A 17,136-nucleotide genomic window follows, 5' to 3' on the forward strand; every position below is an offset into this window, starting at 1 on the left:
TACTGCACAGATAAAAAAGAGGGCAATTAAGCCCTCTTTTAAATGTACTTTCACACACCATCACTCATAACTAACCACTTTGCTTGACGGGCGACTTCGCCAATTCAGGCAAACGTCCTTTCATTCCTAACGCGCGGCTCATGATTTCTTGTTTTGCGCCAGGCAATTGCCCTACCAGCCTCATTCCTAAACTACGAACCATTTTCTTCGCGGGGTTATCGCCCTCAAATAAATCCTTAAACCCCTGCATCGCCGCAATCATTTTGGCAGCTTCCGTTTTTCGCCAACGCTCAAATTCTCTTAAATGACGCTTACGTCCAATATCTTTTCCTGCCTTCCAGAGCTTAATGAGTTCTTCAGACAAACTTGCTGCATCCAAAAGACCAAGATTAACGCCTTGACCTGCCAGAGGGTGAATCGTATGAGCAGCGTCTCCGATCAAAGCAACACGCTCTGTCACAAAGTCTCGTGCATAGCGCATTTTGAGAGGAAATACCCGACGCGCTGAGGTTAAGTGGCAAAGCCCTAATCGACCATCAAACTCTGCCGTAATCGCTTTGTTAAATTCTACCTCAGACATTTTTGCTAATTTTTCTGCTCTGATAGGATCCGTTGACCATACTACCGAGCATAGTTTTCTGTCATCCAGAGGTAAGAATGCAAGTGGACCTTGCGGGGTAAAGACTTGACGCGCGACACCATCGTGGTAATCATCCACTTTGATATTAGCAACTAACGCACTGTGACCATAATCCCAGTGTGTCAGCGGGATCCCTTGTTGCTCTCTAACCCAAGAGTTTGCGCCATCCGCTCCCACAACTAATTTACTCGTAAGCGCCACGCCATTGTCCAGAGTCATCCACACTTCGCTCTCTCCGACTGCCATAGACTGGCAGCGATTCGGCATAAAGAACGTCACGTTCGCTTGCTGCTCTACTTGTGATAATAGTGCGGTTTGAATGATGTGATTTTCGACAATGTGACCAAGATTAGGTTGAGAAAATTGGCTGGCTGAGAATTCGATACGAGCAAAACTGTCTTGCTCCCATACTTCCATAGCTTGATATGCGGCACAGCGATGCTTTTCAATCACATCCCAAGCGCCTAGATTTTTTAAGATCGTTTCACTGGCGCGGCTTAATGCAGAGACACGAATATCTGGCTCATCTGGTATAGACTTAGAAGGCACGCTTCCTTCGATCACCGCGATACGAAGATCCGTATCCTGCAGGGATCTGGCTAACGCCAAACCAACCATTCCACCACCAATAATAACTAAATCAAAACTTTGCATAATGTTGTACTACCTGTTCACCACGCCGAGCGCACGATTAAAAAGCGGAGATTTCAACAGCGGGAAAGTATCCAATACTCCCAACCCCATGTTTCGTCCCACTCGAAATGCGAATAAATCATTAGAGAAAATTTGTACAAGAGCCGATGTCATCGCAATCGTGGTTAATCGATCTTGCTCGCGTTGCGTTTGGAATCTAATAAGATTAGCGTAATCACCAACATCTTTCGTGTTGACCAACAGCGAATCCACCAAAGTCGCAATATCGCGAATACCCAGGTTAAAGCCTTGCCCAGCAATTGGATGCAACGTTTGCGCCGCATTGCCTACAGCGGCAAACCGATGGGAGGAAATACGTTCTCGATGACGAAGTAACAGCGGGTAACTGGCAATGCTGCCCACTTTGGTAAATTGCCCTAAACGCCAACCAAAAGCTTGCTGTAATTCACCTAAAAACTCAGCTTGAGACAAGTTCAAAATACGCTGAGCCTCCTCAGGGGTAAACACCAAACCAACGAACTCCGCCCTTGGCTCATTGGCAATAGTGCTAACGGTCCAGTCGCGGTAAAACGTTCGAACGCCCGACCTTGGTGAAGCTCACTGGTCACAACATTGGCGATAATCGCGGTTTGGTTAAAATCGAAGCTTTGCTGCGTTAAGCCAACTGACTGGCAACTCACTGACTCCGCGCCATCCGCAGCTACAATTAGCTTCGTTTCAAGTTGTACGCTCTCTCCGTCATTTGACGATAGAGTCACGGTTGCCGAATCCGTCCTACGCTCAATGTGTTTCACCGAGTAAGGGCAAAATAATTCAATATGATGCTGCTGTGATAAATGCTGACTAAATCGACGCCCGACTTCCGCCAACTCAACCACATACCCCATCGCTTCGAGCCCTTCTTTCTCGGCATAGAAGTCCGTCATTCCTGCATGACCTCGATCGGAAACATGAATGTGGGTAATCGGCGTGGCATGATCGTCGATGAGCGACCACAACTGAAAATGCTTGAGAATGGCGACCGTTCCATAGGAAAGCGCAATCGAGCGCGCATCAAAACCGGGGTGAGCTTGATGATCGGGCTGATAAGGTTCTATGACGGCTATTCTTAACGACTGATTGCTTCCTTGGTTTAACGCCATAGCTAAGGTTGCCCCCGCCATAGCGCCACCAGCAATCACAATATCATACAGTCTCGACACGAGGTGTTCTCTTTAAAGTATTAGCGATTGATACAGTATTAACGCTTAATTAGTGAATCGTTGGCGTATCAGCTGGCTTGGTCGGTTTAATACCAAACTCAGCATGTATCGTTAATACACATGCTTTCACATGTTCGATCACTTGCTCAAACAATTGCGCTTGCTCTTCTAGGTCGTCCTCTTCGTCAACACCCAGCTTGGCAATTTCTTCCAGATCACCAAGCGCTTCTTTACTCTGCTCTGACGCCTGCGCTAACTTAGTGCTGATTAAACCCAGCCCTGAAATAAAGTGGTTCACCCACTCACTCAAGCCATCTGCTTTCTCTACTAATGTCGCATCAACGGCATCATCAGGAATCAACAGCGACACTTCAAAGCTCTCGTTATCTGTTAACTCACTAATTGAGTGCGTCAATAAAGCTTTCGCCCTCGCAATAGCAGATTGTGGCCAGCCCATTCCGTCATTCGTATAATCAAATAATAGTGGCTGCCAGCTATCGTCGTTGAGTCCCAGACCTCCACTCAACATCCCAACTAATAGGCCATGCAGCTCTGCAGGGCTAACAGCAAGGCTAGCCTGCTGTAATTCCGTCGCAACGGTAATATAATTTGGTAGTGTGGTATCAGTCATAGTGGCTCTCATTCTATTCTTTTCTGACTTTCCAGCAGACGATGGTCTGAACGAATCGTTGACTGGAAGCGCTTTGGTATTGGTTGGTCATGCTATCACTTCCCACCGCAAGCGAAAACGGCATTTGCCTCGTTTCTGGATAGCTTTTGTGCGAATTGTCGATTTCGTGTGTGATTAAACACGCATTTGGCATTGAGTCACTAGAAAAGCTTGAATCTTAATGGCCGTTTACCTATAGTTTCCTCCTCAGATTACCTTTGTTGGTGATAACAAAAAGAGTTCTTGTCATTATGGAAAATCAAGCAGTCGAAGTGGAAATATTAGGTAAATTGACTCGGGTAAATTGCCCTGCAGGTCAAGAAGAAACCTTGATCCAAGCGGCAAAAGATCTTGATGACCGATTGCAAGAAATGACTCAGCGGACAAAAGTAACGAATGAGCTAAAATTGCTCACGATCGCCGCTTTGAATATGTCTTACGAGCTGAATACAAAAAGTGATGAGGTGCAACAAAATACCTCTCAACTTACCGAGCGAATGGAACAGCTCGCCGCATCACTTGATGATGCTATTAATAATGTAAGGCAAGGACAGCGAAACTAATTTACCCTGGAGTGTGCGTCAGAGGATTTAAGTCCCTGAGCCGATAAGCAATCCTTAAGGGTTAGTATTTGGGCACTATTGAGCAAGCTCGGCTCGTACCGAGAAGCCTACGGTTACCTTTGCTGATCCGCCTTGAACCAGCAGGTTCAAGGGCCACAATCTTCAACGGCACTTTGGGGTATTCCTTATGTCTGTCAATACTAGACAACGTATTCGCACTGACATCCGACATCTTCGTCGGGCAATAACAGCAAGTCAGCAAACTGACTACGCTTTTCAACTCGCCGAACAATGCCAGCCTTTACCAGAACTCACACGAGCTAAGCACGTTGCACTCTATTTAGCCACCGATGGTGAGCTTGATACTCAACCTCTCATTGACGAGCTATGGCAGCGAGGCATTAACACCTACCTGCCCGTGATTCACCCTTTCTCCAAAGGTCAGTTACTTTTCTTACGTTACCACGCCAATACGCTTCTAGTAGCTAACCAATATCGTATCCTAGAACCTGAACTTGATCAGCGTATGATATGCCCAGTTCGTCAACTCGATATTATTTTTACGCCACTTGTCGCTTTTGACGAACAAGGGCAAAGACTGGGAATGGGCGGTGGTTATTACGATCGAACACTCGCACCATGGCAATTTTCTAGCAAGGGTCCTCAGGCTATTGGGCTTGCACACAATTGCCAGCAGGTATCGACTCTACCAAATGAATCTTGGGATATTCCACTCTCAACCATTGTCACCCCAAAACAAGTTTGGCGTTGGTAGCCAACGGCGACGCTATAAGCTCGGCCTACACCTCACAAACAATGCATGGGCAACCGATTGCTAAATGTCATTCTTTTTGACCTTATTCTCGCTTTTTAACGCCAATTGCTATCATTTTAATATATAATTCGCCCGCATTTTCACCCTAACTTTCTAACTGGGATTTCAACCATGACTCAAGACGAGATGAAAAAAGCAGCTGGCTGGGCCGCTCTCAAGTACGTAGAAGAAGGCAGTATTGTTGGTGTAGGTGCCGAACTCTACCGTTAATCACTTTATTGATGCGTTAGGCTCAATCAAAGATGACATCAAAGGCGCAGTCTCTAGTTCTATCGCATCAACAGAAAAACTTGAAGCATTAGGCATTGAAGTTTTTGAATGCAATGATGTGTCTATGCTTGATGTTTATGTCGACGGTGCGGATGAAATAAACCCATCTCGAGACATGATCAAAGGCGGTGGCGCGGCACTGACTCGTGAAAAAATTGTTGCTGCAATCTCGAAAAAGTTCATTTGTATTGTTGATGGCACTAAAGCCGTTGATGTACTGGGCGAATTCCCACTTCCAGTTGAAGTGATTCCGATGGCTCGCTCATACGTGGCGCGAGAACTCGTTAAGCTTGGTGGTGACCCTGCATACCGCGAAGGCGTCGTCACAGATAATGGTAACGTGATTCTTGATGTATACGGCATGAAAATCACCGATCCAAAAACAATGGAAGATAAAATTAACGCGCTTGCTGGCGTAGTGACAGTGGGCCTATTTGCTCACCGTGGCGCGGATGTTGTGATTACTGGTACGCCAGAAGGCGCAAAAATCGAAGACTAGTTCTTTTTACGTCATTTGATTACAAACGGCACGCCTTAGTGCCGTTTTCTCTCCTTAACTATAAGAAAATTATTCCTTATTCCGTAATTTTCTTACCCAAGTCGAAAATTTTTTGTTACTTTATTGCTTAGAAGACGCACAAGGAAAACGTTTGCCTCAGCAGTAAGAAGCTCCTCCTTGAAATTCTCGCTGTCAACTGTGCGCCGCGATTGCCCCATTTCCATTTTAAGGACGAGTTAAATGGCCAAAGTTTCTCTAAATAAAGATAAAATTAAAATCCTCCTGCTAGAAGGATTACACCCATCTTCAGTCGAAGTATTACAAGCGGCTGGATACACCAACATCACTTATCACAAAGGTTCACTGCCTGAAGAAGAGCTGATCGAAGCGGTGAAAGACGCGCACTTCATCGGCATTCGTTCACGTACAAACCTATCTGAAGACGTCATCAACGCCGCAGAAAAGCTCGTGGCAATTGGCTGTTTCTGTATTGGTACCAACCAAGTGGATCTAACCGCAGCCGCTAAACGTGGCGTACCCGTCTTTAACGCACCATTCTCAAATACACGCAGTGTAGCAGAGCTGGTACTGGGTCAAATCCTTTTGCTTCTTCGCGGCATTCCTGAAAAAAATGCACTCGCTCACCGAGGTATTTGGAAGAAAAGTGCCGATAGCTCGAACGAAGCACGTGGTAAACGTCTTGGTATCATTGGGTACGGTCACATCGGGACTCAACTTGGTATTATCGCTGAAAACTTGGGCATGCGTGTCTATTTTTATGATATCGAAAACAAGCTGTCGCTAGGTAACGCTACGCAGGTCCACAATATGACGGACCTATTGAATAAGTGCGATGTGATTTCATTACATGTCCCTGAGACGCCAGAAACGAAAAACATGATGGGCGAAGCTGAATTTGCACGCATGAAGCCGGGCTCTATTTTTATCAACGCAGCTCGTGGCACCGTTGTCGATATCCCAGCACTTTGCTCGACGCTCGAAGCAGGTCACCTGTCCGGTGCGGCTATCGATGTGTTCCCAGAAGAGCCAAAGACCAATGCTGACCCATTCGAGTCACCATTGATGAAGTTTGACAACGTGATTCTAACGCCTCACGTAGGGGCTCGACACAAGAAGCTCAAGAAAATATTGGTGTGGAAGTGGCTGGAAAACTGGCTAAGTACTCTGACAATGGCTCAACACTGTCTAGCGTTAACTTCCCTGAAGTATCACTGCCAGAACACCGTGAATGTTCTCGACTGCTGCATATTCACCAAAACCGCCCTGGTATTCTGACGCAAATCAATACCATCTTTGCGAAGGAAGGCATTAACATTGCTGGTCAATATCTGCAAACAGCCTCAGATATTGGTTATGTGGTTATTGATGTGGAAACTGCACGCTCAGAAGAAGCATTAGAGCAACTGAAGCTCATTGAAGGTACGCTGCGCGCGCGAATTTTACATTAATTCTCTGCTGTAGGTATGACCTTCAACGTATCGCTTTCAAATAAAAATGCCCTTGCAAAGCAAGGGCATTTTTTAGTTCGATAACTTGTACACCACATCCACTCTATCACGGATAGTAATCACCGAATCTTGATAGCTGTTAGATTCAGGTTGACTGTCCATCATCATACTTCTCATCACGACAGGCTGATTTTGCGGCTGTTTATAGGTAATTTGCCACACTTTCCCAAGCTTTTGCTCAAACCCTTGCGCTAATGACTGGGCTTTTTTCTGTGCATCTTGGATAGCCGCAGTCCGTGCTTTCGCTTGATACTGACTTTCGTCTTTCACTTTTAAACGAATATTGTCAACTTGGTTAATCCCAGATGCCAAGGCCGAATCTAAATAATCATTAAGCCTTTCTATATCCATGACCTGAACGGTCACCGTTCTCGATGCTCGATATCCAACTAACTCAGGCTGACCTTTATCAGGGTATTGATATTGGGGGGTAAGATACAAATTTGAGCTTTTAATATCCTCTTTGCTTACACCCGCACTCGCCAGTTTCGCCAAAAAGGTATCGACAACTGAATCTACACCTTCTTTCGCTTGATCGGCATTGAGTTGTGACTGAACCACTCTAACGGAAAACTCCGCCATATCAGGCGTTGCTTCTATTTGCCCATACCCTGTTGTCACAATATGGGGAAAGTCTACCTGGCTTGCAACACTTGGCAGCGCAATAAAACTGGCGGCTAGAGCACAAAGCGTCAATGTTGATTTCATTATCTGTTTCCTCATCTAAGCAAAGATCGATTACTCAATGTTAGGCAAAATAATAACGTATGAGTTCCATCAAATGATAACCCTGACAAAACAATGACGTTATCGATAAACGTGTGGTTTGCTGACGATTTAAAAACACAGCGCCCGCTCCCCCTTACTGTGGCAAATACGCATGGGCGTAATGAGTAATGGCATCCGATAATTCACCAAGCACACCGCTTTCCAGCTGCCAATGATGCCAGTAGATACGATGTGACAGCTCAATATTAGGTGTCAGTTCAACTAGAGCCCCGCTGGCTAACTCATCCTCTATTTGCAGTCTCGGAATCAAACAGTAAGCCACATGCGGCGACCGCGAGCTTAACAAAGGCTTCTGAACTCCGCACTGTATGCTTAAGAATACTGCCAGGCATAATACTAAAGTGTTTATTAACAAAGTGTTGGTGCATTTTATCATGCTGATCAAAGGCCACAGCAGGCGCTTTTATCAACGCCTCGCGATTAACACCGTGATTAAAGTAACGCTTAATAAAACTTGGACTGGCCACACAAAGGTAGTCGACTCGGCCTAAATAATCCGCCACGCAACCCGGAATCGATTGTGGCTCTAAACTGATGGCTCCAACCACTTCGCCATTTTTAAGCTTTTCAATGGTCCGTCCCTCGTCATCCACAATAAGATCCAGCTCGATACGTTTAGACTCAACTAAAGGAAATAGACTGGGCAATAACCACGTCGCCAAACTATCGGCATTGGTCGCCAATGAGACGGACAGGGGTTTATCACTAAACTCAGACGTCAGCTCAGGTACCAATTCCTGTTCCAATAAGCACACACGGCGATAGAGCCCAAGCAGCTTTTTTCCTACGGCGGTTGGTCGTGGTGGCTGCTCTCGCACCAATATCGGTTGAGCGAGCCATTTTTCGAGTTGCTTAACTCGCTGAGAAACGGCAGACTGAGAAATATAAAGATGCTCCGCCGCCTTTTCAAAACTCCTTTGCTCAACAATCGCATCCAATGCTTCTATCCATTTGTAGTCAAGACCGCGCATCACCCTCTCCCATTAGACTTCCTTATAAAGCATAAATATTATTAATTTAACTAATGATAGTAAAAACCGTATTCTCACGCTCTCTTTAATTATTCAACTAGGAAATAAAAGTGAATTTTTGGGTACTTCTTCAAGGTTTTGGGCTAGGGGCGACAATGATTATTCCAATAGGCGCTCAGAATGCCTATGTATTGAATCAAGGGATTAAGCGCAATCACCACCTGACAACCGCAACAGTATGTAGCCTATTAGATGCGACTTTTATTTCTCTGGGCGTTTTTGGTGGCGGGGCCATTTTATCTCAAAATGAAATGCTACTTACCATGGTGACCCTAGGGGGGATCCTATTCTTAATGGGTTACGGCATGCTGTCATTACGTAGTGCTTTTAAACAACCCGCAAGCAGTGAGTCTAACGGAGAAGTATTGGCCAGAGGCAAGAGAACCGTTATTTTCGGTGCGCTTGCCGTTACGGTATTAAATCCCCACCTCTATCTTGATACCGTGGTCATTTTAGGCTCAATCGGTGGCCAATTTGAAGGAAGTGACAGAATGGCATTTGCTATTGGTACCGTTTTGGCCTCATTCGTTTGGTTTTATTCGCTGTCTATAGGCGCGGCGAAACTTGGCCCGACACTATCAAAACCGAAAGTAAAAAAGGGCATTGACCTAACTGTTGCGGCAATGATGTTTACTATTGCCGCAATGCTGACAAAAGGGCTTATAGCGTAACTGATGACAAATCGAACCCAAGAAATATATCAAACAAATAGGAAGCTCCTTCATCACCTATCGATCTCGTATCAACAATGGCAACATGAACCTATTTTAGACTTTGCTACCGATGAGCGGATCGCTCAGCAACTTGGCTGGACAGGTACTCATAGCAAGAGTTTGTTCTTAAAAAAGAAAGGCGGTGGCTTTGCGCTATTCTTGACTGACAAAGATAGTCGCTTAGACAAAACGCAGCTTAAGCAATTGCTAGGTAAGCGAACTTCAATCTGCAGCAATGACGAGATGATGGAGGAAATAGGTTGTCTTCCCGGCGCAGTATGCCCGTTTGGGTTACCTGAAGACATCACGCTTGTCGTCGATAGTCACTTGTTCACGCTCGAAGAGATTTTATATACACCTGGATTACCTGAGTGGACCTTTGCGATATCAGGTGCCGATCTGCATTTGCTGCTAACTACGATTCCTAACCACGTTATCGAAGCAAAAAAAGGTGAAGCTTGACGCTTCACCTTTTCACTGCAAACTCTAAAATCTTAGTCCGCTTTATTTAGATGTACGTCCATTTGAGGAAATGGAATTTCGATACCTTCTGCATCTAATGCTTCCTTGATCGCTTGTAGCGAATCAAAGTACACGTCCCAATACTGCTCAGTACGTACCCAAGGACGAACCACAAAATTCACTGATGAATCGGCTAGAGCAACAACACCAACAGTGATACCTGGCTCTTTAAGAATACGCTCGTCCGCTTCTAATGTTTTACGAATTACTTCTTGCGTTTTCTTCAAGTCAGCACCGTAAGATACGCCAATCACATGATCAATACGACGGGTTGCATGACGAGAGTAGTTAGTAATTGGTGAACCAATCACTGAAGCGTTAGGAACAACGACCATTTTGTTATCTGGTGTCGTTAAAATAGTTTGGAAGATTTGAATCGCATCCACAGAGCCAAGCTACGCCACCAATCTCAACATAGTCACCAGATTTAAACGGACGGAAAGCAACTATCAGTACACCTGCGGCAAAGTTAGACAGTGAACCTTGCAGTGCTAAACCAATAGCCAAACCTGCCGCACCAATTACCGCGACAACAGAGGCGGTTTGTACACCGACTCGGCTTAAGGCAGCAATCAATACAATAACGAACAAGGTATAGCGCACAATGCCATTCATGAACTCGACGACAGCTTTGTCCATCTTCTTCTTGTGCAAAACCTTAGAAACACTGTTTGCCACCGCTTTAACAAACAAGTTACCGATAAATAGAATCAAGAGCGCTGAAATGATGTTGACACCATATTGAACAAATAAGTCAGAGTTATTTGTTAGCCATTGTTCAGCTTTTGACAGACCATCCACCAGCGGGGTCTCGATATCCATAGACTCACCAGCCATACGTTTTACCTCATATTAAAATTTCAACATTCCGCTCGACCCACTAGTTACCACTGCTTAGTTAGCCAAACCACTTCCGCTTCATACAACATTGAATACATGAATATTCAAGATACATTACTTAACAAAAGGTTACGCAATCAGGTGACTTTGTGCCAGTTTTTTTCACCGCTTTAACTTTATTTTCATAAGACACAAAAAAAGCCGCTCAAAAGAGCGGCTTTTTAAACGGTCTATCAGTTAAATCTTATAAGATTTAAACTTATAGTACGTCGATAGCGTTAAGGTCAGCGAACGCTTTCTCTAGACGAGTTACCATAGAAGCTTGACCTGCACGTAGCCATACGCGTGGATCGTAGAACTTCTTGTTTGGTGCAGCTTCGCCAGTTGGGTTGCCGATTTGACCTTGTAGGAAATCAAAGTTTTCAGCAGAGTAAGTACGGATACCGTCCCAAGTCGCCCACTGTGTATCAGTATCGATGTTCATTTTGATAACACCGTAGCCGATAGACTCTTGGATTTCTGCTTCAGAAGAACCAGAACCACCGTGGAATACGAAGTTTAGAGCGTTAGGTGCGATACCGAACTTCTCTGCACAGTATGCTTGAGAATCACGTAGGATAGTTGGAGTCAGTACCACGTTACCTGCTTGGTAAACACCGTGTACGTTACCGAAAGAAGCCGCGATAGTGAAACGTGGGCTGATAGCCGTTAGTTTCTCGTATGCGTACGCTACATCTTCTGGAGAAGTGTAAAGCTCAGATGCGTCCATGTGAGAGTTATCAACGCCGTCTTCTTCACCACCAGTACAACCTAGTTCGATTTCAAGAGTCATACCCATTTTCGCCATGCGAGCTAGGTATTGACCAGAGATTTCGATGTTCTCTTCTAGAGACTCTTCAGAAAGGTCAATCATGTGAGAAGAGAATAGTGGCTTACCAGTTTGAGCGAAGAACTCTTCACCCGCGTCTAGAAGGCCGTCGATCCATGGTAGTAGTTTCTTAGCAGCGTGGTCAGTATGAAGAATAACTGGAACACCGTAAGACTCAGCTACAGCGTGTACGTATTTCGCACCAGCAACTGCACCTAGGATTTGTGCGCCTTGACCTTCAAGCTTAACGCCTTTACCAGCAAAGAAGCCAGCGCCACCGTTAGAGAACTGAACAACAACTGGAGCTTTTACTTTAGCTGCTGCTTCAAGAACACCATTGATAGAGTCAGTGTTAACCACGTTTACTGCAGGAAGTGCAAATTTGTTCTCTTTTGCTACTTCAAATACTTTCTGTACGTCATCGCCAGAGATAACACCAGGTTTTACGAAGTCGAAGATCTTAGACATGGAATAAGTCCTATTTTCTGTCGTTTTAAATAAAAAAGGGCAATCGTTTGCTCACAATGGGCGGCATTGTATCAAAGTTAACCACGCATTGCAGCATAGATAAAAGCGAGCCATAAGCTCGCTTTATCAAAAAATAATTAAACTTTAGCGCGCTCTTCAAGCATCGCTACTGCTGGTAATACTTTTCCTTCAACAAACTCAAGGAACGCACCACCACCAGTTGAAATATAAGACACGTCAGCTTTAATGCCAAACTTGTCGATAGCCGCTAGCGTATCGCCACCGCCAGCTACAGAGAAACCTGCAGATTCTGCAATTGCTTTAGAAATACCCGCTGTACCTGCTTCAAAGTTCTTGAATTCAAATACGCCTACTGGGCCATTCCAAAGAATAGTTTTAGCGTTACCGATGATTTCTGCAAGCGCCGCCGTTGAATCTGGACCAAGGTCGAAGATCATGTCGTCGTCTTGAACGTCAGCCACGTTTTTGATTTCAGCTTCTGCGTTTTCATCAAATGCTTTTGCACACGCAACATCAGTGGCAACAGGAATTGCACACTCTTTCATTAGCTTCTGCGCGGTTTCAACTAGGTCTGCTTCATAAAGAGACTTACCTACGTTGTGGCCGTCAGCTGCGATAAACGTATTTGCAATACCACCACCAACAACCAGTTGGTCAGCGATTTTAGAAAGAGACTCAAGAACAGTAAGCTTAGTCGATACTTTAGAGCCACCAACAATAGCAACAAGAGGACGAGCTGGGTTGTCCATTGCTTTGCCTAGAGCTTCAAGCTCAGCAGCAAGAAGAGGACCAGCACACGCGATTGGCGCGTTCATGCCAACACCGTGTGTAGACGCTTGAGCACGGTGAGCCGTACCAAATGCATCCATTACGAAGATGTCACAAAGTGCAGCATACTGCTTAGACAATGCTTCTTCGTTTTTCTTCTCGCCTTTGTTGAAGCGAACGTTTTCAAGAACGACTAGCTCACCTGCGTTTAGCTCTAAGCCATTCAGGTAATCTTTTGCTAGTTTAACGTCGCAATCAAGTGCGTCGTTTAGGTAGTTAACAACAGGTTGTAGAGAGAACTCTTCAGCGTATTCGCCTTCAGTAGGACGACCTAGGTGAGAAGTCACCATAACTTTAGCACCTGCTTCTAGGCAAAGCTTGATGGTTGGTAGCGATGCTAGGATACGAGCATCTGAAGTTACTTTGCCTTCTTTTACAGGAACGTTTAGGTCAGCACGGATAAATACGCGTTTACCTGCTAGATCCAGGTCAGTCATCTTGATTACAGACATGTTTAGTCCTCTCAACTAAAAATAAATAAAGTTTTTGAAAACTCGGCATCATGCCAAGTTTATGAATTCATCAACTGCTTACTTATATTGAGCCCATCAATATTAATTTCAACCCTCAAAATTAATATTTCGCTCAAGTAGCATCTTAAACTATTGAGACGCTTGCATGGCTAAAGCCGTATCAAGCATCCGATTGGCGAAGCCCCACTCATTGTCACACCACACTAGCATTTTAACTAAGCGTCCATCGCTGACTCGCGTTTGCGTACCATCAACAATTGCGCTGTGTGGATCGTGATTAAAGTCGATTGAGACTAGCGGCGCTTCAGTATAGTCAACAATGCCGCCTAATGTACACCGAGATGCGTTAATAATGACTTGATTTACGTCATTAACTTTCACATTTGTATTTATAGTTACACTTAAATCCATAGCGGTGACATTAACTGTCGGCACTCGTACAGAAATTGCTTCAAATTTGTTAGAAAATTTCGGAAATATTCTCTCAATACCTTTATGAAGTTTGGTATCAACAGGAATGATGGATTGACTCGCCGCTCGGGTACGACGCAAGTCCGGGTGATAGGCATCGATCACTTGCTGATCATTCATGGAAGAATGGATAGTAGTAATGGTACCCGAGTCGATACCAAAGGCGTCATCAAGCACCTGTATAATAGGTACAATACAATTCGTCGTACATGAGCCGCTAGATACGATGGTGTGCTCCTTTTTAAGGGAGTCGTGATTCACACCGTAGATTATGGTGTTATCAATATCATGAGCACCAGGGTGTGAGAATAGTACCTTTTTCGCACCCGCTGCAATATGCTCTAGACCATCGGCTCGACTACCAAAAACACCCGTACAATCTAAAACAATATCGACGTCTAAATTACGCCACGGCAATAGATTGATGTCCGCGAGGTGAAGAATTCGGATACTGTCAAACTCGCCATTCGAATGATTGACATACAAATACTCCTGATCATGAGAGATTTTCTTGGCGAATCGACCATGACTGGTGTCATATTGAAGCAAGTGAGCCATTGCCTCTGGTTGAGCAAGCTCATTCACTGCGACGATTTTTATTTTATCATTCTTGCCGCTTTCATAGATTGCTCGAAGGACATTTCGTCCAATGCGACCAAAGCCGTTAATTGCTACCTTTAGCATCGCATTACATCCTTAAATTCACGTTATAGAGGGTGTGCATATTAACCGATCGACATCGTTTACGCGACATCGTTTACGCAACTTGGTTTCACAACATTAGCTTCATGACATAGCTCTCGCATTCACGCTTTTTGCAATAATCACGGGAAAAAACATAAATCGTTGCGAAGCACTCCAAGAAATACCCCTCAGCCAACCAAGTGAGAGCTGTTACTATCGACGTGACGCATAAGCTTCGTGCCATTTGAACGACCTCGTTTTCACTGCACGGGAGGTGTGCTCATGTTTACAGGCAAACATCATTGCCAGTCATGCAATAAAGAAACTATTCATAAAGAGGTCTTGATAAGAAAACCCAGCAGCTATGACCAACAGCCCACTTTCCTAGGACGGTTTAAGCTATTGCTGCATAGCTTTATTAACGGCGGGCATTACTACGATATGGATCGCTATATAGCGTGCCAAACTTGTGGACAACGTAAGTTGGATAACAAGGGTAGTGAGTTTGAATAGACATAAAAAAACCGAGCCTTGGCTCGGTTTTTCATTTCAAGAAAACAAGAGGCTTACGCTAAAAGCTCTTTTGCAGTATTCACAACGTTTTCCGTTGTAAAGCCAAACATCTTGAATAGCTCACCCGCTGGCGCAGACTCACCAAATGTTGTCATCCCGATGATCTTGCCACCAAAGCCAACATACTTGTACCAGAAGTCAGCAATACCCGCTTCAACTGCAATACGAGCTGTCACGTCAGATGGCAATACAGATTCACGGTACTGCGCATCTTGCTTATCAAATGCATCGGTTGCTGGCATTGAAACCACACGTACCGCTTTACCTTCTGCAGTCAATTGCGCAGCCGCTTCAACAGCTAGCTCAACCTCAGAACCTGTTGCAATAAGAATTAACTCAGGCTTACCTGCACAATCTTTCAGGATGTAACCACCCTTGGCGATGTTTGCTACTTGCTCTGCGTCACGATCTTGCTGCGCAAGGTTCTGACGAGAGAAGATCAGAGATGTAGGGCCATCTTTACGCTCAATCGCCAGTTTCCAAGCCACTGCAGATTCAACTTGGTCACATGGGCGCCATGTGCTCATGTTTGGAGTTAAACGTAGCGATGCGATTTGCTCAACTGGTTGGTGAGTCGGACCATCTTCGCCAAGACCGATAGAGTCATGCGTGTATACTTGGATGTTTTGAACTTTCATCAAAGCAGCCATGCGCATTGCGTTGCGAGCGTATTCCATAAACATTAGGAATGTCGCGCCGTACGGTACGAAACCGCCGTGCAGAGCGATACCGTTCATGATAGCCGTCATGCCGAATTCACGAACACCGTAGTGGATGTAGTTACCTGAGAAGTCTTCTGCCGTTAGCGACTTAGAACCAGACCACATGGTTAGGTTAGAAGGCGCAAGGTCAGCCGAGCCGCCCATGAACTCAGGAAGCATTTGACCAAATGCTTCTAGTGCATTTTGAGACGCTTTACGCGATGCGATGTTTGCTGGGTTAGCTTGAAGATCAGCAATGATTGCTGATGCTTTTTCTTCCCACTCCGCTGGCAACTCACCGTTTGTACGACGAGTAAACTCAGCCGCAAGTTCTGGGTAAGCCGCTGCGTAAGCGTCAAACTTAGCATTCCACGCTGCTTCTTTAGCTGCGCCCGCTTCTTGTGCATTCCATTGCGCTGCGATATCAGCTGGAATTTCAAAAGGACCGTGCTCCCAACCCAGCGCGGCTTTAGTTGCTGCAATTTCATCGGCACCTAGTGGTGCACCGTGGCAGTCGTGCGTACCAGCTTTGTTTGGAGAACCAAAACCGATAACGGTTTTAGTACAGATTAACGTAGGACGAGGATCGGCCTTCGCCGCTTCAATCGCTGCATTAATGGCATCAGAGTCGTGGCCATCAACGGCAGGGATAACATGCCAACCGTAAGCTTCAAAACGCTTAGGCGTATCGTCAGAGAACCAACCTTCTACTTCGCCATCAATCGAGATGCCGTTGTCATCCCAGAAAGCAATCAGCTTACCAAGACCTAGCGTACCCGCTAGTGAGCATGCTTCGTGTGAGATACCTTCCATCAGACAGCCATCACCCATGAAGGCATAAGTAAAGTGGTCTACGATATCGTGACCTTCTTTGTTGAACTGCGCCGCCAACGATTTTTCTGCCATCGCCATACCAACCGCGTTGGTGATGCCTTGACCTAGCGGGCCCGTTGTCGTCTCTACACCCGGTGCGTAACCATACTCTGGGTGACCAGGGGTTTTAGAGTGTAACTGACGGAAGTTTTTCAGATCATCGATTGATAACTCGTAACCGCTTAAGTGAAGCAGAGAATAAATCAACATAGAACCGTGGCCGTTTGACAAAATAAAACGATCACGATCAGCCCATTCAGGGTTTTGAGGGTTGTGATTTAGGTGAGAGCGCCAAAGTACTTCGGCGATATCAGCCATACCCATAGGGGCGCCTGGGTGACCAGAGTTGGCTTGTTGAACACCATCCATGCTAAGGGCACGGATTGCATTAGCTAATTCTTTACGAGACGACATGTCTG

Annotated in this window: 12 protein-coding genes, 1 other RNA gene and 5 pseudogenes; 8 read left to right on the top strand and 10 right to left on the bottom strand. The window is 45.3% G+C overall.

Annotated features, from left to right (window positions below; all coding sequences use genetic code 11):
- Positions 1-70: 70 nt before the first annotated feature.
- The 3 genes and pseudogenes from AC0L66_RS15490 to AC0L66_RS15500 form a co-directional block, all read right to left on the bottom strand.
- Positions 71-1,297, bottom strand: a complete 1,227-nt coding sequence (locus AC0L66_RS15490) for an FAD-dependent 2-octaprenylphenol hydroxylase (protein WP_473569279.1) — start codon at positions 1,295-1,297, stop codon at positions 71-73.
- Positions 1,298-1,303: 6 nt separating this feature from the next.
- Positions 1,304-2,457 (bottom strand): annotated as a pseudogene (gene ubiH / locus AC0L66_RS15495) (2-octaprenyl-6-methoxyphenyl hydroxylase).
- A gap of 88 nt (positions 2,458-2,545) precedes the next feature.
- A complete protein-coding gene (locus AC0L66_RS15500) occupies positions 2,546-3,127 on the bottom strand; it encodes a YecA/YgfB family protein (RefSeq protein ID WP_473567874.1) in 582 nt (193 codons plus the stop codon).
- Between the two features lie 290 nt (positions 3,128-3,417).
- Here AC0L66_RS15500 and AC0L66_RS15505 point away from each other — a divergent pair, with 290 nt between their 5' ends.
- From AC0L66_RS15505 to serA, 5 genes and pseudogenes are all read left to right on the top strand, one after another.
- Positions 3,418-3,729, top strand: coding sequence for a cell division protein ZapA (locus AC0L66_RS15505; protein ID WP_265673599.1), 312 nt, complete (start codon positions 3,418-3,420; stop codon positions 3,727-3,729).
- A non-coding RNA gene (gene ssrS, locus AC0L66_RS15510) (6S RNA) lies at positions 3,730-3,913 on the top strand.
- A gap of 3 nt (positions 3,914-3,916) precedes the next feature.
- Positions 3,917-4,504: a 5-formyltetrahydrofolate cyclo-ligase gene (locus AC0L66_RS15515; protein ID WP_265673598.1), complete on the top strand. Its 588-nt coding sequence runs from the start codon at positions 3,917-3,919 to the stop codon at positions 4,502-4,504.
- A gap of 171 nt (positions 4,505-4,675) precedes the next feature.
- Positions 4,676-5,333, top strand: a pseudogene (gene rpiA / locus AC0L66_RS15520) (ribose-5-phosphate isomerase RpiA).
- Positions 5,334-5,573: 240 nt separating this feature from the next.
- A pseudogene (gene serA, locus AC0L66_RS15525) lies at positions 5,574-6,802 on the top strand (phosphoglycerate dehydrogenase).
- A 72-nt stretch (positions 6,803-6,874) separates the two neighbouring features.
- On the opposite strand, the gene AC0L66_RS15530 reads toward serA, so the two are convergent.
- Positions 6,875-7,570, bottom strand: a complete 696-nt coding sequence (locus AC0L66_RS15530) for an oxidative stress defense protein (RefSeq protein ID WP_390902884.1) — start codon at positions 7,568-7,570, stop codon at positions 6,875-6,877.
- Positions 7,571-7,724: 154 nt separating this feature from the next.
- A pseudogene (locus tag AC0L66_RS15535) lies at positions 7,725-8,622 on the bottom strand (LysR family transcriptional regulator ArgP).
- Positions 8,623-8,732: 110 nt separating this feature from the next.
- On the opposite strand from AC0L66_RS15535, the gene AC0L66_RS15540 reads away from it, so the two are divergent.
- A complete protein-coding gene (locus AC0L66_RS15540; protein WP_473567875.1) occupies positions 8,733-9,353 on the top strand; it encodes a LysE/ArgO family amino acid transporter in 621 nt (206 codons plus the stop codon).
- Between the two features lie 3 nt (positions 9,354-9,356).
- Positions 9,357-9,857, top strand: a complete 501-nt coding sequence (locus AC0L66_RS15545) for a YbaK/EbsC family protein (protein ID WP_265673592.1) — start codon at positions 9,357-9,359, stop codon at positions 9,855-9,857.
- Between the two features lie 32 nt (positions 9,858-9,889).
- Here the strand turns inward: AC0L66_RS15545 and AC0L66_RS15550 are convergent.
- From AC0L66_RS15550 to epd, 4 genes and pseudogenes are all read right to left on the bottom strand, one after another.
- A pseudogene (locus tag AC0L66_RS15550) lies at positions 9,890-10,754 on the bottom strand (mechanosensitive ion channel domain-containing protein).
- A gap of 262 nt (positions 10,755-11,016) precedes the next feature.
- The gene (fbaA, locus tag AC0L66_RS15555; protein WP_265673590.1) at positions 11,017-12,093 is read right to left on the bottom strand and encodes a class II fructose-bisphosphate aldolase; all 1,077 of its coding nucleotides are present in this window, start codon (positions 12,091-12,093) and stop codon (positions 11,017-11,019) included.
- Between the two features lie 137 nt (positions 12,094-12,230).
- The gene (locus AC0L66_RS15560; protein ID WP_473567877.1) at positions 12,231-13,394 is read right to left on the bottom strand and encodes a phosphoglycerate kinase; all 1,164 of its coding nucleotides are present in this window, start codon (positions 13,392-13,394) and stop codon (positions 12,231-12,233) included.
- Positions 13,395-13,544: 150 nt separating this feature from the next.
- Positions 13,545-14,570 (bottom strand): erythrose-4-phosphate dehydrogenase, encoded by a 1,026-nt coding sequence (gene epd, locus AC0L66_RS15565; RefSeq protein ID WP_265673588.1) that lies wholly within the window; start codon positions 14,568-14,570, stop codon positions 13,545-13,547.
- A gap of 282 nt (positions 14,571-14,852) precedes the next feature.
- Here epd and AC0L66_RS15570 point away from each other — a divergent pair, with 282 nt between their 5' ends.
- Positions 14,853-15,083: a hypothetical protein gene (locus AC0L66_RS15570; RefSeq protein ID WP_265673587.1), complete on the top strand. Its 231-nt coding sequence runs from the start codon at positions 14,853-14,855 to the stop codon at positions 15,081-15,083.
- A gap of 53 nt (positions 15,084-15,136) precedes the next feature.
- Here AC0L66_RS15570 and tkt read toward each other — a convergent pair whose 3' ends face one another.
- Positions 15,137-17,131 (bottom strand): transketolase, encoded by a 1,995-nt coding sequence (gene tkt, locus AC0L66_RS15575; RefSeq protein ID WP_473567879.1) that lies wholly within the window; start codon positions 17,129-17,131, stop codon positions 15,137-15,139.
- Positions 17,132-17,136: the final 5 nt, after the last annotated feature.

Source organism: Vibrio sp. GJ43-1 (assembly GCF_055808835.1).

Bases quoted from the DNA above. Each gene is read 5' to 3' on its own strand.
- AC0L66_RS15500 (WP_473567874.1), bottom strand. From the start codon at position 3,127: ATGACTGATACCACACTACCAAATTATATTACCGTTGCGACGGAATTA.
- AC0L66_RS15505 (WP_265673599.1), top strand. From the start codon at position 3,418: ATGGAAAATCAAGCAGTCGAAGTGGAAATATTAGGTAAATTGACTCGG.
- AC0L66_RS15515 (WP_265673598.1), top strand. From the start codon at position 3,917: ATGTCTGTCAATACTAGACAACGTATTCGCACTGACATCCGACATCTT.
- AC0L66_RS15530 (WP_390902884.1), bottom strand. From the start codon at position 7,570: ATGAAATCAACATTGACGCTTTGTGCTCTAGCCGCCAGTTTTATTGCG.
- AC0L66_RS15545 (WP_265673592.1), top strand. From the start codon at position 9,357: ATGACAAATCGAACCCAAGAAATATATCAAACAAATAGGAAGCTCCTT.
- fbaA (WP_265673590.1), bottom strand. From the start codon at position 12,093: ATGTCTAAGATCTTCGACTTCGTAAAACCTGGTGTTATCTCTGGCGAT.
- AC0L66_RS15560 (WP_473567877.1), bottom strand. From the start codon at position 13,394: ATGTCTGTAATCAAGATGACTGACCTGGATCTAGCAGGTAAACGCGTA.
- epd (WP_265673588.1), bottom strand. From the start codon at position 14,570: ATGCTAAAGGTAGCAATTAACGGCTTTGGTCGCATTGGACGAAATGTC.
- AC0L66_RS15570 (WP_265673587.1), top strand. From the start codon at position 14,853: ATGTTTACAGGCAAACATCATTGCCAGTCATGCAATAAAGAAACTATT.
- tkt (WP_473567879.1), bottom strand. From the start codon at position 17,131: ATGTCGTCTCGTAAAGAATTAGCTAATGCAATCCGTGCCCTTAGCATG.